General features: G+C 74.6%; 21 protein-coding genes. 13 read left to right on the forward strand and 8 right to left on the reverse strand.

Annotated features, from left to right (window positions below; genetic code table 11):
• The first annotated feature begins 33 nt into the window (after positions 1 to 33).
• The 8 genes from ACSNN8_RS40100 (at position 34) to ACSNN8_RS40135 (ending at position 9,366) form a co-directional block, all read left to right on the forward strand.
• On the forward strand, positions 34 to 1,338 hold the full coding sequence (locus ACSNN8_RS40100) for a hypothetical protein (protein ID WP_436656091.1): 1,305 nt from the start codon (positions 34 to 36) through the stop codon (positions 1,336 to 1,338).
• A complete protein-coding gene (locus ACSNN8_RS40105) occupies positions 1,338 to 2,300 on the forward strand; it encodes a glutamate ABC transporter substrate-binding protein (protein WP_436656093.1) in 963 nt (320 codons plus the stop codon). Before ACSNN8_RS40100 ends, ACSNN8_RS40105 begins: the two co-directional genes overlap by 1 nt.
• The gene (locus ACSNN8_RS40110) at positions 2,297 to 3,475 is read left to right on the forward strand and encodes a hypothetical protein (protein WP_436656095.1); all 1,179 of its coding nucleotides are present in this window, start codon (positions 2,297 to 2,299) and stop codon (positions 3,473 to 3,475) included. The genes ACSNN8_RS40105 and ACSNN8_RS40110 overlap by 4 nt, the downstream gene beginning before the upstream one ends.
• Positions 3,472 to 5,643: a tetratricopeptide repeat protein gene (locus tag ACSNN8_RS40115; protein ID WP_436656097.1), complete on the forward strand. Its 2,172-nt coding sequence runs from the start codon at positions 3,472 to 3,474 to the stop codon at positions 5,641 to 5,643. The genes ACSNN8_RS40110 and ACSNN8_RS40115 overlap by 4 nt, the downstream gene beginning before the upstream one ends.
• A 40-nt stretch (positions 5,644 to 5,683) precedes the next feature.
• Positions 5,684 to 6,625, forward strand: coding sequence for a protein phosphatase 2C domain-containing protein (locus tag ACSNN8_RS40120; RefSeq protein WP_436656099.1), 942 nt, complete (start codon positions 5,684 to 5,686; stop codon positions 6,623 to 6,625).
• Positions 6,622 to 7,896 carry a VWA domain-containing protein gene (locus ACSNN8_RS40125; protein WP_436656101.1) on the forward strand — a complete coding sequence of 425 codons (1,275 nt, stop codon included), beginning with the start codon at positions 6,622 to 6,624 and terminating at the stop codon, positions 7,894 to 7,896. The genes ACSNN8_RS40120 and ACSNN8_RS40125 overlap by 4 nt, the downstream gene beginning before the upstream one ends.
• Positions 7,893 to 8,537: an FHA domain-containing protein gene (locus ACSNN8_RS40130; protein ID WP_436656103.1), complete on the forward strand. Its 645-nt coding sequence runs from the start codon at positions 7,893 to 7,895 to the stop codon at positions 8,535 to 8,537. Before ACSNN8_RS40125 ends, ACSNN8_RS40130 begins: the two co-directional genes overlap by 4 nt.
• Before the next feature lie 637 nt (positions 8,538 to 9,174).
• Positions 9,175 to 9,366: a hypothetical protein gene (locus tag ACSNN8_RS40135; RefSeq protein WP_436656105.1), complete on the forward strand. Its 192-nt coding sequence runs from the start codon at positions 9,175 to 9,177 to the stop codon at positions 9,364 to 9,366.
• Positions 9,367 to 9,369: 3 nt separating this feature from the next.
• Here ACSNN8_RS40135 and ACSNN8_RS40140 read toward each other — a convergent pair whose 3' ends face one another.
• The gene (locus ACSNN8_RS40140; protein WP_436656107.1) at positions 9,370 to 9,672 is read right to left on the reverse strand and encodes a nuclear transport factor 2 family protein; all 303 of its coding nucleotides are present in this window, start codon (positions 9,670 to 9,672) and stop codon (positions 9,370 to 9,372) included.
• A gap of 39 nt (positions 9,673 to 9,711) precedes the next feature.
• Here ACSNN8_RS40140 and ACSNN8_RS40145 point away from each other — a divergent pair, with 39 nt between their 5' ends.
• Together ACSNN8_RS40145 and ACSNN8_RS40150 are read left to right on the forward strand one after the other, a co-directional pair.
• Positions 9,712 to 10,404, forward strand: a complete 693-nt coding sequence (locus ACSNN8_RS40145) for a carbon-nitrogen hydrolase family protein (protein WP_436656109.1) — start codon at positions 9,712 to 9,714, stop codon at positions 10,402 to 10,404.
• 80 nt (positions 10,405 to 10,484) lie between these two features.
• On the forward strand, positions 10,485 to 11,279 hold the full coding sequence (locus ACSNN8_RS40150) for an inositol monophosphatase family protein (protein WP_436656111.1): 795 nt from the start codon (positions 10,485 to 10,487) through the stop codon (positions 11,277 to 11,279).
• A gap of 3 nt (positions 11,280 to 11,282) precedes the next feature.
• On the opposite strand, the gene ACSNN8_RS40155 is transcribed toward ACSNN8_RS40150, so the two are convergent.
• Both ACSNN8_RS40155 and ACSNN8_RS40160 read right to left on the reverse strand, forming a co-directional pair.
• Positions 11,283 to 12,038 carry a class I SAM-dependent methyltransferase gene (locus tag ACSNN8_RS40155; protein WP_436656113.1) on the reverse strand — a complete coding sequence of 252 codons (756 nt, stop codon included), beginning with the start codon at positions 12,036 to 12,038 and terminating at the stop codon, positions 11,283 to 11,285.
• A 106-nt stretch (positions 12,039 to 12,144) separates the two neighbouring features.
• Positions 12,145 to 13,137, reverse strand: coding sequence for an NADP-dependent oxidoreductase (locus ACSNN8_RS40160; RefSeq protein ID WP_436656115.1), 993 nt, complete (start codon positions 13,135 to 13,137; stop codon positions 12,145 to 12,147).
• Between the two features lie 22 nt (positions 13,138 to 13,159).
• Between ACSNN8_RS40160 and ACSNN8_RS40165 the strand changes: the two genes are divergently transcribed.
• Entirely contained in the window at positions 13,160 to 13,693 is a 534-nt protein-coding gene (locus ACSNN8_RS40165; protein ID WP_436656117.1) for a GNAT family N-acetyltransferase, read from the forward strand.
• A 108-nt stretch (positions 13,694 to 13,801) separates the two neighbouring features.
• Here ACSNN8_RS40165 and ACSNN8_RS40170 read toward each other — a convergent pair whose 3' ends face one another.
• The gene (locus ACSNN8_RS40170; RefSeq protein ID WP_436656119.1) at positions 13,802 to 16,555 is read right to left on the reverse strand and encodes a DEAD/DEAH box helicase; all 2,754 of its coding nucleotides are present in this window, start codon (positions 16,553 to 16,555) and stop codon (positions 13,802 to 13,804) included.
• Between the two features lie 65 nt (positions 16,556 to 16,620).
• Between ACSNN8_RS40170 and ACSNN8_RS40175 the strand changes: the two genes are divergently transcribed.
• The gene (locus tag ACSNN8_RS40175; protein ID WP_436656121.1) at positions 16,621 to 17,361 is read left to right on the forward strand and encodes an HAD family hydrolase; all 741 of its coding nucleotides are present in this window, start codon (positions 16,621 to 16,623) and stop codon (positions 17,359 to 17,361) included.
• A 4-nt stretch (positions 17,362 to 17,365) separates the two neighbouring features.
• On the opposite strand, the gene ACSNN8_RS40180 is transcribed toward ACSNN8_RS40175, so the two are convergent.
• Positions 17,366 to 17,833 carry a group II truncated hemoglobin gene (locus ACSNN8_RS40180; protein ID WP_436656123.1) on the reverse strand — a complete coding sequence of 156 codons (468 nt, stop codon included), beginning with the start codon at positions 17,831 to 17,833 and terminating at the stop codon, positions 17,366 to 17,368.
• 71 nt (positions 17,834 to 17,904) lie between these two features.
• On the opposite strand from ACSNN8_RS40180, the gene ACSNN8_RS40185 reads away from it, so the two are divergent.
• Entirely contained in the window at positions 17,905 to 18,240 is a 336-nt protein-coding gene (locus ACSNN8_RS40185; protein ID WP_436656125.1) for a winged helix-turn-helix transcriptional regulator, read from the forward strand.
• A gap of 1 nt (position 18,241) precedes the next feature.
• On the opposite strand, the gene ACSNN8_RS40190 is transcribed toward ACSNN8_RS40185, so the two are convergent.
• From ACSNN8_RS40190 to ACSNN8_RS40200, 3 genes are all read right to left on the reverse strand, one after another.
• Positions 18,242 to 18,787, reverse strand: a complete 546-nt coding sequence (locus ACSNN8_RS40190) for a hypothetical protein (protein ID WP_436656127.1) — start codon at positions 18,785 to 18,787, stop codon at positions 18,242 to 18,244.
• Between the two features lie 187 nt (positions 18,788 to 18,974).
• Positions 18,975 to 19,184, reverse strand: coding sequence for a hypothetical protein (locus ACSNN8_RS40195; protein ID WP_436656129.1), 210 nt, complete (start codon positions 19,182 to 19,184; stop codon positions 18,975 to 18,977).
• Between the two features lie 41 nt (positions 19,185 to 19,225).
• Positions 19,226 to 20,170: a diacylglycerol/lipid kinase family protein gene (locus tag ACSNN8_RS40200; protein WP_436656131.1), complete on the reverse strand. Its 945-nt coding sequence runs from the start codon at positions 20,168 to 20,170 to the stop codon at positions 19,226 to 19,228.
• Between the last annotated feature and the right edge of the window lie 8 nt (positions 20,171 to 20,178).

Genomic DNA, 20,178 nt, shown 5'->3' on the forward strand with positions numbered 1-20,178 from the left:
ACAGTGGAAGGCCGCACGACGACGGGGGGAAGTTTGAGCACTGCCCTGGCGGCGCGGCCGGCCCCGGCCCTGCGCCGGCTGCGTGAGCTGCGCCGCACCTCGCCCGGCCGGCTGCAGCTGCTGATCGCCCTGCTGGTGTCGCTGGGCCTGCTCAGCGGCCTGCTGGCGGGCATCACCGGCGCCTCGGCGCGGGCCGGCACCGACGACCTGGGCGACCGGGCGCAGCCGCTGCTGATCGAGGCCGAGACGGTCTACTCGGCGCTGGCCGACGCCGACACGACCGCCGCGCAGGCGTTCCTCGCGGGCGGGCTCGAGCCGGCGGCACTGACCCGCCGCTACGACGACGACCTCGCCCGCGCCACGACCGCGCTGACCTCGGCGGCCCGGCGCGCCCCGGACGACGGGCGGGCGGCAACGGCCGTACGGTCGCTGTCGGCCGGCATCGCCGAGTACGCCGAGCTGGTGGCGACCGCCCGCGCCAACAACCGCCAGGGGCTGCCGATCGGCGCCTCGTACCTGTCGGAGGCCTCCCGCCTCAACCGCGACACGCTGCAGCCGCAGGCGCGCACGCTGTTCCGCGACGCGCAGGACGAGGTGGACGACGGCTACCACCGGGCCGCGGCGGTCGGCTGGATGGGCCTGCTGGTGGCCTCGTTGCTGGCGCTGCTGTTCGCGCTGGTGCTCACCCAGCGCTACCTGAGCCGCCGGACGCGCCGCACGTTCAACGTGCCGCTGCTGGCGGCCACCGCGGTGGCACTGGTGCTCACCCTCGGCGTCATGACGATCTTCATCTCGCAGCAGACCCGGCTCAACAGCGCCGCAGGCTCCGGGTCGGGGCCGATCGCGTCGATCGCCGAGAGCCGCATCCTGGCGCTGCAGGCGCGCGGCGACGAGGCGCTCACCCTCGCCGCCCGCGCGGGCAGCGGGCCGTACGAGGTCGACTTCGACACCGTCGCGGGACTGCTCGGGCAGACCGGCGGCCCGATGGTCAACGACTACGGCCGGCTCGATCCCGGGCTCGGCGACACGATGGCCGGCGCGGCGCGGGAGTTCCAGCGCTACGAGAAGCTCCACGAGGACGTGCGCGCGCTCGACGACAACGGCCAGTACGACCGGGCGGTCGCGCTGGCGGTCGGCACCGGCACCACCCAGGCCTTCGAGTCGGTGCGGGCCCACCTGGACAGCGCGATGGAGAACCGCAAGGCGTTCTTCACCGACGAGATCGACGCGGCAGGCGACGGGCTCGGGGCGCTGACCGTGCTCGGGCCGCTGCTGGCCCTGGCCGTCTGCGTCCTGGCCTTCGCCGGGCTGCGCGCGCGACTGGAGGAGTACCGCTGATGCGCCTTCGAGCCGCACTCGCCGCCGCCGCGCTCGCCGCGACCGCCGCCCTCGCCGGCTGCTCCGGCGACACCAGCCCGCTGCCGAGCGTCACCGTCCAGCCCGGCGAGGCGAGGGCCACCACGGTTCCGCCGACGGACTCGCCGCCGGTGCCCGCGTGCAACCCCCGCGCCAGCCTGCGCCCGGCCGGGGCCCTGCCCGCGCCCGGCGCGATGCCCGCCGGCACCTACATGGAGACGATCCTCAAACGCGGCCGGCTCGTGCTCGGCACCAGCCAGGACACGCTGCTGTTCAGCTCGCGCAACCCGTTCACCGGCCGGATCGAGGGGTTCGACGTCGACATGGGCCGCCAGATCGCCCAGGCCATCTTCGGCGACCCCGGCAAGCTGCAGATCAAGGTGATCGGCTACGACAAGCGGGTCAGTTCCGCCGCCGACGGCAGTGTCGATATCGTCGCGGACACCATGACGGCGAACTGCGAGCGCTGGCGGGACGTCGCCTTCTCCAGCGTCTACTACGAGGCCGGGCAGCGGGTGCTGGTCTCCTCCACCTCGACCGCCCGCAGCATCGAGGACCTCGGCGGCAAGAAGGTGTGCTCGGTGGCCGGCTCCACCTCGTTCGAGAACATCGGCAAGGTGCGCTCCAAGCCCGTCCCGGTCGCCAGGGCGGCCTTCGGCGACTGCCTCGTCGCGTTCCAGCGCAACGAGGTCGACGGCATCTCGACCGACGACACGATCCTGGCCGGGATGGCCGCCCAGGACCCGTACGCCCGGGTCGTCGGCCCGCGGTTCACCGAGGAGCCGTACGCCATCGCGATGTCGCCGGCGCACCCCGAGTTCACCCGCTTCGTCAACGCCGTCCTCGAGCGCAACCGCGCCGACGGCACCTGGAAGCGGACGTACGAGAAGTGGCTGGGCGACTTCGGCCCGGCGCCCGCGCCGCCGAAGGCCGTCTACCGATGACCGCTCGGCCCGAGGACGAGCTCCTGCGCCTGGAGACGGCGGTCGCAGCCATCGCGGCGAACCTGGTCGACCTCGACGACAACCCGGCCCGCAAGGAGCTCGACCGGTCGCGGCTGTCCGGGCGCACGGCCGCCGCGTGGGCCGACGCGACCGAGGCGCTCACCGAGCTGTGGGACGGCTACCGGCTGCTCACCGAGACCATCGCCCGCGCCCGGGAGCTGCGCGACGTGCGGCGCCCCGGCGACGCCGAGCGCGCCCGCTTCCGGCACAAGGTGCTCGGCGCGTCGATCACGCTGTCGACCACCACGGTGCCGCTGGCCCAGCGCGGGCTGCTCGGCCCCGGCCGGGTCAGCGCCACCTGCACGCCCGGCGAGCTGCTGGCCGCGATGGAGGCCGCGTTCGCCACCGCGGTGGGGGTCGTCACCGGCGCGAGCGAGGCGTGGGACCGGCTGCTGCCGGCCGCGGCGCAGGCGGCGAGCGCGCTGGAGACCGTACGGGAACTGACCCGGCGATCGGGTGGGAGCACGGCCACCCTCGACGAGGCCGACCGGCGGCTGCGGCAGTTCACGGCGGCGCTGGCGAGCGATCCGCTCGGCGTGCAGGAGCGCGACCTGGCGGCGGTCCGCACGCTGATCCAGCGCGCCGACGCCGAGCGGACCTCGGCCGGCGAGCTGCGCGAGACGCTCACCCAGCGGCTCGCCGACGCGCACCGCCTCGCCGCCGAGCTCGCCGCGGCCACCGAACAGGCGCACGCCGCCGCCGACAACGCCGCCGACCGGTTCCCGCCGCACGAGATCGCCGCCGTGCCCGCCGGCGACCTGCGCCCCGACCTCGCCGCGATCGACGCGCTCGCCGCCGCCGGGCACTGGTCGCTGATCAGCCCCCGGCTCGCCGACTGGACCCGCCGGGCCCGGCTGCGGCTGACCCAGCTGCGCGACGGCGCCGCCCGCAACGCCGGGCTGCTCGCCACCCGCAACGAGCTGCGCGGGCGCCTCGACGCCTACCAGGCCAAGGCGCTGCGGCGCGGGCTGGCCGAGCACACCGAGCTGGCGCCGCTGGCCGCGGCCGCCCGCGAGGCGCTCTCCGTCGCGCCGTGCGAGCTGACCGCCGCGAGCCGGGCCGTCGCCGCCTACCAGGACGCGCTCACCGCCACGATCGCGAGGACCAGCCGATGAAGTGCCAGCGCGACTGCCCCGGAACGATCGAGGACGGCTACTGCGACACCTGCGGGCTGGCGCCCCGGGCCGCGGTGCCCAAGCCGCGCGAGGCCACCGCGCCCTCGGTGCGCTCGGCCGCGCTGTCCACCCGTACGTCCGCCTCGGCCCGCACCGGCAGCTCCCGCACCGGAACCCGGCGCCGCTTCGGCGGCGGGCTGGTCGACATCGCGCCGATCACCCAGCCGGACCCGGCGACCGCCGTCATGGCCGGCGCCGAGGTGCCCGAGTCCAAGCGGTACTGCGCCAAGTGCGGCACCGCCGTCGGCCGCGCCCGCGGGGACCGGCCGGGGCGCACGTCGGGCTTCTGCCCGGCCTGCGGCGAGCCGTTCAACTTCACCCCGAAGCTGGTCAAGGGCGACCTGATCGGCGGGCAGTACGAGGTGGTCGGCGCGCTGGCGCACGGCGGCCTCGGCTGGATCTACCTGGCCGTCGACAAGAACGTCTCGGACCGCTGGGTGGTGCTCAAGGGCCTGCTCAACGCAGGCGACGAGGACGCGCTGGCCGCCGCGGTCGCCGAGCGGCGCTTCCTGGCCGAGGTCGAGCACCCCAACATCGTCAAGATCTACAACTTCGTCGAGCACGACGGCGCCGGCTACATCGTGATGGAGTACGTGGGCGGCGAGTCGCTCAAGGGCATCCTCAAGGCGCGGCGCGCGGCCAACGGCGACAGCTCCGACCCGCTGCCGGTCGACCAGGCGCTCGCGTACCTGCTCGAGATCATGCCGGCGTTCGGCTACCTGCACGACCGCGGGCTCATCTACTGCGACTTCAAGCCGGACAACGTCATCCAGGCCGGCGACCAGATGAAGCTGATCGACCTCGGCGGCGTCGTGCACGTCGACGACCAGGACGCGGCGCTGTACGGCACGGTCGGATTCCAGGCGCCCGAGCTGGCCACGCTGGGCCCGTCGGTGGCCTCGGACCTCTACACCATCGGGCGTACGCTCGCCGTGCTCACGACGGACTTCCGCGGCTACCAGACCACGTTCGCCGACAGCCTGCCCGACCGCGGCGAGTTCGAGGTCTACCGGCGGCACGAGTCGTTCTACCGGCTGCTGCTGCGGGCCACCCGGCCCGCGCCCGCCGAGCGCTTCGTCGACGCGGCCGAGATGGCCGAGCAGATGCTGGGCGTGCTGCGCCAGGTGCTCGCCGCGAGCGGCACCCCGCACCCGGCCGCGTCCCGGCTGTTCACCGGCGAGCTGCGCACCGACCCGCGCTCGGACACCGCACGCTGGCAGGACCTGCCGACCCCGCTGATCGACCTCGCCGACCCGGCCGCCGTGTTCCTGGCCTCGGTGACCGTGACCGACCCCGCCGAGGTGCTGACGCTGCTGGCCTCGGCGCCCGTGGACACCGTCGAGGTGCGGCTGCGCGCGCTGCGGGCCCGCATCGACCTGGCCGCCCGGTCGGGCTCGTTCGGCGAGGCGCGCCAGGCCTGCGACCGGCTGCTCGCCTCCGACCCGGCGGACTGGCGGGTGGCCTGGTACGACGGGCTGCTGTCGCTGGCCGGGGGCGACCACGCGGCGGCCCGGCAACGGTTCGACGCCGTCTGGTCGGCGCTGCCCGGCGAGCTCGCGCCGCAGCTCGCGCTGGGAATGGCCCTGGAGCTGGCCGGTGACCCGGCCGCGGCCGCCCACTACGACGTGGTCAGCCGCACCGACCCGTCCTACACGGCCGCGGCCGCCGGGCTGGCCCGCTGCCGGCTGCGCGCCGGCGACCGGCCGGGCGCGGTCGAGGCGTACAACCGGGTCCCCGGCACCTCCTCCGCCTACCGCACCTCCCAGGTCGGGGCGGTCCGGGCGCTCGTGCAGGCGCACCCGTCCGCGGCGCCCGACGTCGACGCGCTGTCCGCGGCGGCCGCGCTCATCGACCGGCTCGAGGTGGAAGCGGCACAACTGGCCGCTCTGCGCGCCGAACTGCTCGAACAGGCGCTGCGCACGGTCACCGGCGGCGCTACGCTGCCCGCGGCGGTGCTCGGGGCGGACCGCAGCGGCAGCGTCCGCGAGCGCGACATCCGGTTCGCGCTCGAGGAGGCGTACCGCGAGATGGCCCGCGCGGCGCACGGCGCCGAGAAGATCCGCCTGGTAGACCTGGCGAACGCGTCGCGCCCCCGGACGCGCACATGAGCTCCCCTTTGGTGACTGGTGAACGAAACAGCGAGGCCCGATGACGATGACTGACTGCGCCTCGTGCGCCGACGAGCGTGCCGCCGGAGCGACCTTCTGCGAGGTCTGCGGACGATCCCTGCTGCCCGAGCCGCAGTGCCCCCACTGCGGCGTGGCCGGGGGCGTGGGCGAGGACGGGTACTGCGGCACCTGCGGCATGCTGGCCGGGCGGGAACGCGACCACCTCGAGACCGACTGCGGCGCGGTGGCCGCGGCGGTGACCGACCGGGGACTGCGCCACCACCGCAACGAGGACGCGATGTGGCTGGCCACCCGCGGCGCCGACGTCGACGTGGTGGTCAGCGACGGCGTGTCCTCGTCGTTCGACCCGGACGTGGCCTCGCTGACCGCGGTGACCGCCGCCGGCTCCGCGCTGCCCGCCGGCGACGTGGCCGCCGCGATCGGGTCCGCGCAGACCGCCGTGGCCGCGCTGGCCGCCGAGGGCGACCCGCGCCGCGCCGCCTCCAACCCGGCCTGCACGATCGTCGCGGCGACCGTGCGCGGCAGCAGCGTCACGGTCGGATGGATCGGCGACAGCCGGGCCTACTGGGTCCCCTCCGAGGGCGCCGCCGAACAGCTCACCGAGGACGACTCGTGGGCCACCCACGTGATCGCCCTGGGCGCCGACCCGGAACAGGCGATGCGCGACCCCAAGGCCCACGCGATCACCGCGTGGCTCGGCGCGGACGCGGGGGCGATCACGCCGCGTACGGCGGAGTTCGTCGTCGGCGACCCCGGGCACCTCGTGCTGTGCAGCGACGGATTGTGGAACTACCTGACCGACCCGGCCGCCTTCGCCGCGGCCGTGCGCGAGGGGTTGCGCGACCAGGGCACGCTGATCTCCGCCGCCCGCTGGCTCACCGACTACGCGATCACCGCCGGCGGCGCGGACAACATCACCGTGGCCCTGATCCCGCTCACACCGTCGAAGGGACAGCGATGACGTACACCGCCGAGGCCTTCCAGAACGAGTTCCTCGCGCTCGGGGCGACCGAGGTCAACGCGATCGTGACGGTCACCTCGTCGGGCGCCGCCGGCACCGGCGTGGTCCGGCACGGCGCCGGCTCCACCGAGATCATCATCGTGGACGCGTCCGGGTCGATGCAGGCCGAGGGGCGCATCGCCGCCGCCCGGCAGGCCGCCAAGGCCGCGGTCGCGTGCATCGACGACGGCGTGCACTTCGCGCTCATCGCCGGCGTGGGCGTCGCGCAGCAGCTGTTCCCCGCGCCCGGGCAGCTCGCCGTCGCGTCGGCGCAGACCCGGGCGGAGGCGACCTGGGCCATCGACCGGCTGCACGCCAACGGCGGCACCGCCATGGGCGCGTGGCTGCTGCTCGCGGCGCAGCTGTTCGCCCAGCGGCCCGGCGCCATCAACCACGCCATCCTGCTCACCGACGGCGACAACGGCGAGCGGACGGGCTACCTCGACAGCGTGCTGCAGAAGATCGGCGGCAGCTTCACCGTCGACTGCCGCGGCGTCGGCACCAACTGGAAGGTCGCCGAGCTCCGCAAGATCGCCGACGCGATGCTGGGCACGGTCGACATCGTGGCCCGCCCCGCCGGCCTGACCGCCTCGTTCGAGCAGATGATCACGTCCGCGATGGGCAAGACCGCGGCGGACGTGCAGCTCAAGGTGTGGACGCCGGTCAACGCCACGGTCCGCTTCGTCAAGCAGGTCGAGCCGCAGGTGGCCGACCTGACCGGCAAGCGGGTCGCCGACGGCGCGCGGGCCGGGCGCTACCCGCTGGGCTCGTGGGGCGCCGAGAGCCGCGACTACCACATCTGCGTCGACGTGCCGCCCGGCGCCGCGGGCGACGAGATGCTGGCCGCCCGCGTCTCGGTCGTCGAGGGCGACACGGTGCACACCCAGGCGCTGGTGCGCGCGGTATGGACCGACGACGCCGCGCTGTCCACCCGGATCAACCGGCAGGTCGCCCACTACACCGGGCAGGCCGAGCTCGCCGAGGCGATCCAGGCCGGCATCGAGGCCCGCAAGTCCGGCGACGACCGCACCGCGACGATCAAGTTCGGCCGGGCGGCGCAACTCGCGCACGAGAGCGGCAACAAGGCCACCTCCGAGCTGCTGGCCACCGTGGTCGAGATCGAGGACCCGGCGACCGGCACCGTACGGCTGCGGCGCAGGGTGTCCGCGGAGGACGAGATGGCGCTCGACACGCGGTCCACCAAGACCGTGCGGGTGGGACGCGGCCAGTGACGACGTACGCCTGCCCGAAGGGTCACGCCTCCGAGGAGAGCGACTTCTGCGACACCTGCGGCGCGAAGATCGCCGTCGCCGTGCCCGCCCCTGTCCCCCGAGCCGAACCCGACCCCGTGGACGCGCAGCCCTGCCCCAACTGCGGCACCCCGCGAACCGGCACGGCCCGCTTCTGCGAGGACTGCGGCTTCGACCACGACACCGGCCGCGTCCCCACCCTGACCCCGCCCACCGCGGTCCCTGCGACCGGCTGGACCGTGACGATCGCCCCCGACCGCGCGTACTTCGAGGAGAACGCGATCGAGAACCTCGACTTCCCCGCCGGCGCCCGGCCCCGGACCGCCGCCCTGCCCCCGCCCCAGGTCCGCATCGGCCGGCGCAGCTCGTCGCACGGCACCCACCCCGAGATCGACCTGTCCGACGAGGACCCCGGCGTCTCCCACTCCCACGCCCTGCTGACCCTGAGCGTCGACGGGGTCTGGCTGGTCTCGGACGTGGGGTCCACCAACGGCACCTACGTCAACGACGAGCAGCAGCCCCTGACCGCCGGGCAGTCGCGGGCCCTGGACGACGGGGACCGGGTGCACGTGGGGGCCTGGACCACGCTGACCCTGCACGCCCCGGTGACCGCACAGGGCTGAGCCCCTCACCGGGGCCTGAGCGCTGTGGGCGCCCGTGGGTCGTTGGCGTGCGTGCGGCGGGGCGCTCGGCATTGGGGTCTCCGCGGCGATGAAGCCGCGGGCCGTTGCGCTTGAGGGCGCGAGCTCGAGCTGCTGTAGGCACGTCCTCGCCCGCTTGCAGCGCACCTCGGCACGCTTTGCTTCGTCGGCGTAGCACATGCCGTAAGGCATCCTAGGAGGCTAGGTGGCTTGGTATTGGACGCTGGTGGCGCCGACGGTTCGAGCACCGGAGCTGGGTGCATGGCGGGATATGGCGTGGGGCGGGATGCCGAGGTTGGGAGCCGGGCTGGGTGAGGAATGCCGGGTGCGGGAGGCTCGCGGCCGGATGCGGGAGGCTGCGGCCGGATGCGGGAGGCTGCGGCCGGATGCGGGAGGCTCGCGGCCGGATGCGGGAGGCTCGCGGCCGGATGCGGGAGGCTCGCGGCCGGATGCTGAGCTGCTGATCGGGTGACGGCTGACTATGGCGATTCGATGCTGCGGGTGGTTAAGGCGCATTGCCGCAGTTCGGGCGGCTCCGCGTCGCGTTCCGGTCGCACGGGTCGCCAGCCGGGCGCGGGCGCGGCCGCATCAGCGCGCGCGGAGCGGGTACCCCGTCTGCATGACCCACACGCCGAACGCCGGATCCAGCACCGACCAGAACGTGTCCGGGCTGCCGGAGACGAACGACTTCCCCGTCGACGGGCCGCCCACCGGCGAGACGCCCGCGGAAGGCAGCAGCAACGCCGGCATCAACGAGCTGCGGTCCAACCGCGCCGAGGGCGAGGAGCAGGACGACGCCCTGCCGGACTGACGCTCACGACGTGAACACGATGTGCATGGCGGCGACGCGGCCGTCCGCCCAGCCGAGCGTCAGCACGCCGGTGCCGCCGCGGGTCCACTCGAAGACGACCCGCTCGCCGTCGGACGTGACCACGCGCATGGTGTCGGTGGGCGGGTTCGCGGCGTAGGCGGCCGCGATCGCGTCGCGGCCGACGAACGGCGGCACGCCGACGAAGGTCATCACGGCGTCGGGGTGCAGTGCGGCGACGAAAGGCCCCCAGTCGCCGCTCGTGACGGCGGCGTTGAAGCGCCCGATGTGGGCGGCCACGGCATCCATGCACGGCACTCTATGCGCGGTGTCCGGCAGAATGGGGGCGTGTTCGTCGGAGTCTGTCAGACCCCGGAGATCCTCGGCGACGTCGAGGCCGCGCTCGACGTCGTGCACGACTTCGCCCGGCGGGCCGACGGGGTCGATCTGCTGGTCTTCCCGGAGTGCTTCCTGCAGGGTTATCTGGTCACGGCGAACCACGTGCGCGAACACGCCCTATCCGCCGATCTGCGCCTCGCGCTGCGGCCGACGGTCGTGCTTGGCATGATCGAGCGGCGGGCCCGGGGCTTCGCCAATACGGCGGTCGTCCTGCACGGCGGGCGGACGGTCGGGGCGTACCGGAAGACGTTCCTGACCCGGGGCGAGCGCATCTTCGGCGCGGGCGACGACTATCCCGTGTTCGACTGCGCGGGCGTACGGTTCGGGATCAACATCTGCTTCGACGCGCAGTATCCGCGCGCCGCGGCGGCCGTTGCGGAGCGGGGCGCACGGCTGCTGGTGCACCCGGCGCAGAACATGATGCGCCGCGACCGGGCGCTGCACTGGCAGAGCCGGCACAACGAGCTGCGCCGCCGGCGGGTGCTGGAGACCGGCATGTGGCTGGCCGCGGCCGACGTGACCGGCTCGCGCGGCGCGACGCATCTGGGCCTGGGCCCGACCGTCGTCATGAACCCGTCCGGGGAGGTCGTCGCCACGGTGCCGGCCGGCGTGGTCGGGATGGCGGTCGCGGAGGTCCGCTGACGGACGTTCGACCGGCGGGAGCGGGTGACATGCCCCGCGCGTCGCTCGGGGTGACCGCCGGCGAAAGGCAGGATGGGTACGTGGAGACGGATCTGCAGCTTGCGCAGCGCGCCGCGATGACCGGCGCCGCGGTGGCGTTGCCGCACTTCGAGGCGCTCGCCGACCTGCCCCGCGAGGTCAAGGCCGACGGCTCGGTGGTGACCATGGCGGACCGGGCGGTCGAGTCGGCGATCCGCGACGTGCTGACCGCCGCCCGCCCGGGGGACGCGATCCTCGGCGAGGAGGAGGGCCAAACCGGCGCCGGCGGCCGCCGCTGGATCATCGACCCGATCGACGGCACGGCGCTGTTCGTCGCGGGCGACAACCGCTGGCTGATCCTGATCGCCCTCGAGGAGGACGGCGAGATGGTCGCCGCGGTGGCCGCGCACCCGGCCCAGGGCAGCCTGTGGTGGGCCACCCGCGGGGGCGGTGCGTTCGAGGGCCGCGTGGTGGGCGGCCGGGTGGTCGCCGAAACCCCGGTGCACGTCGGCTCGGGCGAGGACACGGTGGCCGGCAGCCGCCTCGGCGTCGTCCCCGAGGACTGGGCCCGCGAGCTGGTGGCGCCGCTCAAGGAGGTGACGCCCGCCCTGCCGTGGCCGATCCACCCCGCGCTGATGGTGGCGCGCGGCGACCTCGACCTGGCCGTGCAGACCGGCGGGCAGATCTGGGACTTCGCCGCCACCTCGCTGATCGTGCTGGAGTCGGGCGGCAGCTACAGCGGTATCGACGGCCGGCCGCGTCCGGGCCCGGGCGCCTCCGTGTACGCCCGCAGCGACGCGCTGCGCCGGGCCGCGCTCGAGCTCGTCGGCGACCCCGCCGCGCGCGCGACGAGCTGACGCTCACCGGGTCGCGGTCAGCAGGACGGTGTGCCGGCGCACCCGGAAAGCGCCGTCCGCCGCCACCCGCCGAGCCACGTGGTCCCGTACGGCGGCCTCCTGGTCTGCGGTGAGCGGCGCTCGGCCGAGGCTCGCCAGGTAGGCCAGAACCGGCTCCGCGGCCGGGATCTCCAGGGTGCCGGGACAGCGCTCCGCTCTCACGTCGCCGAAAAGCTCACCGATGTACGCGGCCGCGCTCTCGGCGGTGACGGTGTGGTCCGGCGCCGGCCGCAGGTCCGGCCGTCCCACCGCGGACCCGAGCGCGGCGAGCTCGGCCAGGTGCTCCGCGCCGTTGAGGGCCACCGCCAGCCGGCCGCCCGGCCGCAGCACCCGGGCGAACTCCCGCAGAGCCACCCGCGGGTCGTCGAGGTGGTAGAGCATGTGGTTGGCGACCAGCCCGTCGAAGACGCCCGCGGCGAACGGCAGCCGGCCCGCGTCGGCGCGTACCACGGCCGCGCCCGGCACCGCGCGCAGCCGTTCGCACATGGCCGACGAGAAGTCGGCCAGCGTCAGCCGTATGCCGTCGTGGCGCACGTGGGTCCACAGTGCCCCGGTGCCCGCGCCCACCTCCAGCACCGCGCCGCTCAGGCGCAGCCGCTCCCCCAGCCACGCGTACCAGCTCTGCGGGTCCGTGCTGTGCTCGTAGATGGCGATGCGGGCGGACAGGTTGGCGGTAGTGGACGCGTACTGGTCGACGGCGCGCGCTGACGGTCGGGTCATGTCTGCATCGTCGCCTCGTCCCGGCCGCCGCCGCCAGGGTCGACGCCGCGGCTGTCGCCTACCGGAGGCCCGGCCGCCGCCGCCGCGGTCCCGCCGCGGCTGTCGCCTACCGGAGGCGGACGAGCATCTTGCCCGTGTTCTCGCCGCGGAGCAGGCCGATGAAGGCGGCGGGCGCGTTCTCGAGACCCTCGACGACGGTTTCGCGGGCCTTGAGGCGGCCGTCGCGCACCCAGGGGCCCACCTCGGCGAGGAAGTCGGGCATGCGCCGGTTGTGGTTGGAGACGATGAAGCCGCGCAGGGTGAGCTCCTTGCCGATCGCCAGGCCCAGGTTGCGCGGCGCGGACGGCGCGGACGTCTCGTTGTAGGCCGCGATCGCGCCGCACAGCGCGACCCGCCCGTACTTGCGCAGCGAGCCGATCGCCGCCTCGAGGTGGTCGCCGCCGACGTTGTCGAAGTACACGTCGATGCCGTCCGGAGCCGCCTCGCGGAGCTGACGCCGTACGGGACCGTCCTTGTAGTTGAAGGCCGCGTCGAAGCCGAGCTCGTCCACCAGGTGGCGCACCTTGTCCGCGGAGCCCGCACTGCCGATCACCCGCTTCGCACCGCGCAGCCTCGCGATCTGCCCGGCCACGCTGCCGACCGCGCCGGCCGCCCCGGACACGAACACCGTCTCCCCCTCGGCGAACCGCGCGATGTCGAGCAGGCCGACGTACGCGGTGAGCCCCGTCATGCCGAGCACCCCGAGGTACGCCGTGAGGTTGTCCGCCGCCGGCACCACGCGGGCCCGCGCCGCGTCGACCGCCGCGTACTCGCGCCAGCCGAGCCCGTGCACGACGTACGCCCCGACCGGCACCTCGGGAGCCTCGGAGGCCACCACCTCGCCGACCGCCGCGCCCTCGAGCGGCGCACCCAGCTGGAACGGCGGCACGTACGACTTCACGTCGTCCATCCGGCCCCGCATGTACGGATCGACGGACATGACCAGGTTGCGCACGAGCACCTGACCCGGCCCCGGTTCGGGCGTCGGCGCCTCGGCGATCTCGAACGTCTCCGCGGTGGGCCACCCGTTCGGGCGCGCGGCGAGCCGTATCTCTCTCACCCGAGCTACGGTACGGTGCGGAATGGCCAGCACGATCCCCACCGCCGACCTTTCCGGCGCTCGGCGCGCCGCCATCCGCCGGCTGCTCGACGAGGCCTTCGCCGGCGGTTTCGACGACGACGACTGGGACCACGCCCTCGGCGGCCTGCACCTGCTCGTGTTCGACCGCGGCAACCTGGTGGCGCACGCCGCCGTGGTGCAGCGCAGCTTCCTGCACGGCGACCGGGCCTGGCGCTGCGGCTACGTGGAGGCCGTCGCCGTGCACCCCGACCGCCGCGGCCACGGCTTCGCCGCGCAGGTGATGGACGCCGCCGAGGCGGTCATCGACCGCACGTACCACCTGGGCGCGCTCTCCGCGTCGGCCGCCGGCCGCGGGCTGTACGAGGCGCGCGGCTGGCTGCCGTGGCGCGGGCGCACCGCCGTGCTCGCCCCCTCGGGGCTCACCCGCACGCCGGAGGACGACGACAGCACCTTCGTCCGCCCGGTTGCCGGCGGCGCCACGTTGGACCTCGACAGCACCCTCGCCTGCGACTGGCGCAACGGCGACGTCTGGTGAGCGCCCGTCAGGTCACGTCGCCGAGGCGGTCCCGCAGCCGCCGCGCGCCCCACTCGCCGCCGCCCAGGCAGGCCGACGCGAGGTGCGCGATCGATGTGCGGCGCCGGTCTACAGGGCGCCCTGGTAGGCGAGGATGCCCCGGTTGATGGCGGTGATCGCCTTGCGGGCCGTGTCGCGCAGCGACTCGGAGGCGGCGGAGGCCTCGCGGAGCTGGCCGAGCAGGTCGAGCACCTGCCGCGCCCAGCGGACGAAGTCGCCGGCGGGCATGTCGGCGTCGTAGTTGTGCCCGCTGGCCAGCACCTTGGCCAGCGGCTCGCCGCGGGCCCACCGGTACATCGGCCAGACGAAGCCCGGGTCGGGCTCGCGGGTCAGCGACAGGCCGTGCTCGGCCTCGTCGGCGGCGATGTCGGCCCACAGCTTGCCGCAGGCGTCGACGGCCTCGGTGATCGCGCCCTTGGGCACCGAGGCGCGGTCGTCGCCCTCGCGGCGGGACTCGTAGAGCACCATCGACACCGCCGCGGCCAGTTCCTCGGGGGCCAGCTGGTCCCACAGGCCCAGCCGCAGGCACTCGGCGACCAGCAGGTCGGCCTCGCTCCAGATCCGGCCCAGCATGCGGCCGAGCTCGCTGACCTCGCCGTCGCCGGACAGGTAGCCGCGCTCGGCCAGCACGGCGCAGACCTGGTCGAACGTGCGGGCCAGCGACCCCGTGCGGCCGGCCACCTTGGCGCGCAGCGCCTCGGTGTCGCGCTGCAGGCGGTGGCGCCGCTCGGCCCAGCGGGCGTGCTCCTCGCGGTCGGGGCAGGCGTGGCACGGGTGCTGGCGCATCTGCACCTTGAGCAGCGCGATCTCGGGGTCCTCCCCGTCGGCGCCGCCGCGGCTGCGACGGCGGCCGCTGCCGTGCCGGTCGAGGCCGGTGGCGCTGATCTGGGCGGCCAGGTCGCGGCGGGCGCCCGGCGAGCGGTGGTTGAAGTGCTTGGGCACGCGGATGCGCTCGAGCACCTCGGCCGCGCCGGCGAAGTCGGCGGGGCTGACCCGGCCGGCCCAGCGGTCCTGGGTGAGCACCAGCGGGCGCGGCTCGCCGAACCCGCCGTCGGGCGCCTCGAGCACCACGGCGAGCCCCGCGCGACGGCCCTGCGGCACCCGGATCACGTCGCCGACGCGCAGCCGCTCCAGCGACGACACGGCGGCGGCGCGGCGCTGCGTCGCGCCCTGGCGGGCCATCGCGCGCTCCTGGTCGGCGATCGCGACGCGGATCGCGAAGTACTCGTCGAAGTCGCCGTGGTGGCAGGCCTCGTCCTGGGCGTAGGTCTGCATGGTGTCGACGTTGCGCTGCACCTGGCGGGCCAGGCCCACCACCGAGCGGTCGGCCTGGAACTGGGCGAACGACGACTCGAGCAGGTCGCGGGCCTTGTCGGCGCCGACCGTGCCGACCAGGTTGACCGCCATGTTGTACGACGGCCGGAACGAGGAGCGCAGCGGATAGGTGCGCGTGGAGGCGAGCCCGGCGACGTGCCGGGGGTCGACCTCGGGACTCCACAGCACGACCGCGTGCCCCTCGACGTCGATGCCGCGGCGCCCGGCCCGGCCGGTGAGCTGCGTGTACTCCCCCGGGGTGAGGTCGACGTGCGCCTCGCCGTTGAACTTGACCAGCCGCTTCAGCACCACGCAGCGGGCGGGCATGTTGATGCCCAGCGCGAGCGTCTCGGTGGCGAACACCGCCTTGACCAGGCCGCGGACGAAGCACTCCTCCACCGCCTCCTTGAAGGCGGGCAGCATGCCGGCGTGGTGGGCGGCGACGCCTCGCTCGAGCCCGTCGAGCCACTCCCAGTAGCCCAGCACGGACAGGTCCTCGCGCGGGATCGAGGCGACCCGGGCCTCGGCGATCGAGCGGATCTCGGCCCGCTCGTCGGCGTCGGTCAGCCGCAGGCCCGCGGACAGGCACTGCTGCACCGCGGCGTCGCAGCCGGCCCGGCTGAAGATGAACAGGATCGCGGGCAGCAGGTCGGCCCGCTCGAGCCGCTCGACCACCTCGGCGCGCGGCGGGGGCTGCCACCGGCGGGACCGGCCGCCGCGGCCGGGACCGTAGGACCGGTCGGTCATCTCGAGGCGCCGCAGCATCTCGCGGGTGTAGCGCAGCAGCTCGGGGTGCACGTCGTGCTTGCGCGCCGCGTCGGGGTCGTGGAACAGGTCGAACATGCGGCGGCCGACCAGCATGTGCTGCCACAGCGGCACGGGCCGGTGCTCGCTGACCACCACCTCGGTCTCGCCGCGGACGGTGACCAGCCAGTCGGCGAACTCCTCGTAGTTGCTGACCGTCGCCGACAGCGAGACCAGCGTGACCGAGGCCGGCAGGTGGATGATGACCTCTTCCCACACCGCGCCGCGGAACCGGTCGGCCAGGTAGTGCACCTCGTCCATCACCACGTACGCCAGGTTCTTCAGCGCGGCGGAGCCCGAGTAGAGCATGTTGCGCAGCACCTCGGTGGTCATCACGACCACGGGGGCGTCGCCGTTGATCGCGTTGTCGCCGGTCAGCAGCCCGACCTTGTCGGGGCCGTAGCGCTGCACCAGGTCGTGGTACTTCTGGTTGGACAGCGCCTTGATCGGCGTGGTGTAGAAGCACTTGCGCTCGCCGGCGCGCAACGCCAGGTGCACGGCGAACTCGCCGACGACCGTCTTGCCGGCGCCGGTCGGCGCGCACACCAGCACGCCGCTGCCCCGTTCGAGCGACTCGCAGGCGGCGCGCTGGAAATCGTCGAGGTCGAAGCCGACGTCGAGCATGAAATCCTCGAGCGCCGGAAACTCGGCCACCCGGGCCGCCCGCCGCTTGGACTGTGCATACCGTTCGGCGGGACTCGTCATGACCACAACGGTAGTTCCTGGGTGTGACAGAAAGGAGCAGGGGCGCGCTTAGGTATGGTGCTCGCGTGCCGGATGCCGCATCGACCGATCACCCTCCCCATCGGCAGCGCCGTGAGGTGCAGGCCGTGCTGTTCGACTTCCACGGCACGTTGGCGCAGGTGGAAGACCCGGTGACGTGGGTGCTGGCCGCCGCCGGGGCGTGCGGTCACACGCTCGACCGGGGGCGCGCCACCGTGCTGGCGGACAGGTTCGTCACAGCGGGCCGCGCCGGCGGGCCGCTGCCGGCCAGGGTGCCGCCGCACCTCGCCGAGCACTGGGCCGACCGGGATCTCTACGCCCACAGCCACCGCGCGGCCTACACGGGCCTGGCCGCCACCGTCACCACGGACGTCGAGGGGTTGCCGGACGCCCTCTACGACCGGCTACTGGGGCCGGACGGCTGGCTGCCGTACGCGGACACCGCCTCGACGCTGCGCACGCTGCACGACGCCGGGATCAAGGTGGCCGTGGTCAGCAACATCGGCTTCGACATCCGCCCGCACTTCGCCGCCTGGGGCATGCACGAGCTGATCGACGCGTACGCCCTGAGCTTCGAGGTGGGCCGGATCAAGCCCGACCCGGCGATCTTCCTGCGGGCGTGCGGAATGCTCGGCGCCGACCCGGAGCGCACGCTCATGGTCGGCGACTCGCCGGCCGACGCGGGCGCGGTGCAGGCCGGCTGCGCGGCGCTGGTGCTGCCCGCCGCCGAGCCGGGCCGCCCGAACGGCCTCGGCGCGACCCTCGCGCTGGCCGGATGCGCCGCCTGAGCGCTCAGGGCCGGTACGGCGGGGCCACACCCCAGCCCCAGCGCGGCACCGGCGCGTCGCGCACCGGCTCGGCGCCCGGCTGCGAGTTGGCCAGCGCGAGCCGGGTGCCCCACTCCAGGTAGCCGGCGAACGCGGCGCGGAACTCCGGGTCGGCGGGCAGCCCCACCTCGTCGGCGGCGTCCATCATCAGGTTGACCCACCGGCGGCGCTGCGGCTCGGTGATGGCCTTGCCCAGGTGGTGGCGCAGCATCGTCGGGTAGCCGCCGCGCTCGGCGGTGTAGCGGGCCGGCCCGCCGAAGACCTCGGCCAGCCACATCGCCACGTGCCGCGGATGATCGGGGGGCATGGCGGCGAACAGCGGCGCGAGCAGGTCGTCGGCGCGCACCCGGCGGTAGAACGCCTCGCACAGCCGCTCGAGCGCCGCCGTGCCGCCCGCCCAGTCGTGCAGGGTGGTGGTGTACTCGTCAGTCACGGGTCGAGCCCACCATCCGGCCCGCGACCCGATCAAGTACGCACTTTCCGGTGCGTGCCCGAGGAGGCGCCATGGCCAACGCGTACCACTGCCCGGTCGAGCTCACCGTCGACGTGGTCGGCGGCAAGTGGCGGGTGGTGATCCTCGCCCACCTCAAGGAGGGCGTGCACCGCTACGGCGAGCTGCGCCGCCGGATGCCGGGCATCAGCGAGAAGATGCTGTCGCAGCGGCTGCGCGAGCTGGAGGGCGACGGGCTGGTCGCGCGCTGCGACCTGGGGACCGTGCCGCCGCACGTGGAGTACCGGCTGACCGAGGAGGGGCGCAGCCTCGAGCCGGTGCTGCAGGCGCTGTACGACTGGGGTGCGGCCCGGGCGGCCCGGACCGGCACCCCGATCGAGCAGGCCTAGATCAGAGCCAGTCGTCCCAGCGGTAGTACCAGTCCGCGTCGATCCGCACGTGCACCGTCTCGCCCGGCCTGTCCTCGGGCAGCGTGTACCCGGGGTCGTAGACGAGCGTGTCCCGCTTGAACTTGTTGATGCCGTCGACCGACAGTTGCGCCGCGCGGATCCCCCCGTCGGGCCGGTACGAGATCTGCACCCAGTCCACGTCGTAGGGCAGGGCGTCCAGCCGGTCGCTCAGCTCGCGGTACCGCTGCTCCGACGCGTCGTCGAACCGCTCGAAGCCGTCCCCGAGCGTGCAGGTCTCGCGGAGCTCGTTCGCCCGCCGTTCCCGGGCGTCCACGTAGGCGCGGCACCAGTCCTGCACCCGCAGGAACCTCACGTGGTCGCGGGCCAGCGCCTGCAGCACCGGCAGCGACTTCGCCGCCTGGTTGTAGGGGATCACCGGTTCCCGCGCCCGCCCCCAGCCGGAGGCGAACCCGAAGATCCCCAGGCCCAGCAGCGACAGGAAGGCCAGCGCGAGCAGTCCCAGGGCCGTTCCCGGCTTCACCGACATGCCGCGAGCGTAGGAACGAAGGTCAACTTCCAGCGGCTTAGGGACGTACGGTCTCCCGGCGCACGGTCTCCGCGCCGAGGTCGGGGGCGCTGCGCAGGGTCGCCGACGGGGTGGGGTCGTCGGCGCAGCCATGCCCGGCAGGCTGACGGGCAGGTGGAGTCGACCTTGAAGTGAGGAAAAAACCGCCTCAGGCGTACGCGTCCAGGCTGACACCCTGACGCTGCCCCTGCACCCGCTTGGGCGCTTCGGCCGTTTCCGCGGCAGGCTGGTCCGCGGCCGGCTTCTCCGCCGCGGGGGCGGGCGGCGCGGCGGCGGCCTCGGCCATGCTCCTGAGGTTCGCGCGGGCGGTGTCGAAGGCGGCGTTCGCGAGCGAGCTGAGCGAGGAGGTGATCGGCATGCCTCCCCGATCGGCGGGATCCGCGCGATCTGACGACAACCTCAGCGGAGCAACCGAACCGCACCCGGCGAACACGTCACCTCGAGGTCGAGCGGGCCGAGGCGCTCGCCGTCGGCGTACGCGACGATGCCCTCGCTGCGCAGCCGCACCCGGCGGGCCCGGAAGACGGTGACCCGCGGGTCGGTGACGTGGGTGCCGCGGCGCAGCCGGGGCTTGAGCCGGGCCAGCCCCGCGCGCCCGAACGGCGCGGCGGTCACCACGTCGAGCAGCCCGTCGGCCGGGTCGGCGCCGGGCAGGATCCGCATGCCGCCGCCGTAGCTGGCGCAGTTGCCCACCGCGACCAGCATGCCCTCGAAGCTGTGGTCCACCCCGTCCAGTTCCAGGGTGTACGCGCGGGGCCGCAGGCGGGCCAGCTCCAGCAGGATCGCCAGGTCGTAGCGGCGCGGGCCGCGCGGCCGGCGCATCAGGTTGGCGCGCTCGTTGACCAGCGCGTCGAACCCGCCCGCGAGCACCGCGCCGAACCAGCGCCCCGGCCCGTCGCCGGCCACCGTGCGCGCCGGGTCGTCCGCGCGGCCCGGCCCGCCGGCGGGCACGGCGTGCGCCAGGTCGATCGGCGCGTGCCGGCCCGCGTGCAGCGCGGCGGCGACCGTCTCGGCGGCGAGCAGCGGGTCGGCGGGCATGCCGACGCCCGCGGCGAAGTCGTTGCCGGTGCCGGCTGGGACCACCCCGAAGCTCACCGGCCGCTCGGCGACGGCCTGCAGCGCCCGGTGGATCGTCCCGTCGCCGCCCACGGCGACCACCGCCGCGGCGCCGCCGGCGACCGCCTCGTGGCAGGCCGCCTCCGCCTCGGCGCCGGTGTGGGCGGTCAGCAGCCGCACCGGGCGCCCGCCGTCCTGGAGCCGGCTCAGCACCCCGGACAGCAGATCGCGGTGCCGGCCGCGCCCCGCCGTGGGGTTGGCCAGCACCGCGATGTCGTCGCTCGTCACAGCCGGGC

Source organism: Actinoplanes sp. URMC 104 (assembly GCF_051386375.1).
Lineage (GTDB): Bacteria > Actinomycetota > Actinomycetes > Mycobacteriales > Micromonosporaceae > Actinoplanes.

Bases quoted from the DNA above. Each gene is read 5' to 3' on its own strand.
- ACSNN8_RS40105 (WP_436656093.1), top strand. From the start codon at position 1,338: ATGCGCCTTCGAGCCGCACTCGCCGCCGCCGCGCTCGCCGCGACCGCC.
- ACSNN8_RS40110 (WP_436656095.1), top strand. From the start codon at position 2,297: ATGACCGCTCGGCCCGAGGACGAGCTCCTGCGCCTGGAGACGGCGGTC.
- ACSNN8_RS40115 (WP_436656097.1), top strand. From the start codon at position 3,472: ATGAAGTGCCAGCGCGACTGCCCCGGAACGATCGAGGACGGCTACTGC.
- ACSNN8_RS40120 (WP_436656099.1), top strand. From the start codon at position 5,684: ATGACGATGACTGACTGCGCCTCGTGCGCCGACGAGCGTGCCGCCGGA.
- ACSNN8_RS40125 (WP_436656101.1), top strand. From the start codon at position 6,622: ATGACGTACACCGCCGAGGCCTTCCAGAACGAGTTCCTCGCGCTCGGG.
- ACSNN8_RS40135 (WP_436656105.1), top strand. From the start codon at position 9,175: ATGACCCACACGCCGAACGCCGGATCCAGCACCGACCAGAACGTGTCC.
- ACSNN8_RS40140 (WP_436656107.1), bottom strand. From the start codon at position 9,672: ATGGATGCCGTGGCCGCCCACATCGGGCGCTTCAACGCCGCCGTCACG.
- ACSNN8_RS40155 (WP_436656113.1), bottom strand. From the start codon at position 12,038: ATGACCCGACCGTCAGCGCGCGCCGTCGACCAGTACGCGTCCACTACC.
- ACSNN8_RS40165 (WP_436656117.1), top strand. From the start codon at position 13,160: ATGGCCAGCACGATCCCCACCGCCGACCTTTCCGGCGCTCGGCGCGCC.
- ACSNN8_RS40170 (WP_436656119.1), bottom strand. From the start codon at position 16,555: ATGACGAGTCCCGCCGAACGGTATGCACAGTCCAAGCGGCGGGCGGCC.
- ACSNN8_RS40185 (WP_436656125.1), top strand. From the start codon at position 17,905: ATGGCCAACGCGTACCACTGCCCGGTCGAGCTCACCGTCGACGTGGTC.
- ACSNN8_RS40190 (WP_436656127.1), bottom strand. From the start codon at position 18,787: ATGTCGGTGAAGCCGGGAACGGCCCTGGGACTGCTCGCGCTGGCCTTC.
- ACSNN8_RS40195 (WP_436656129.1), bottom strand. From the start codon at position 19,184: ATGCCGATCACCTCCTCGCTCAGCTCGCTCGCGAACGCCGCCTTCGAC.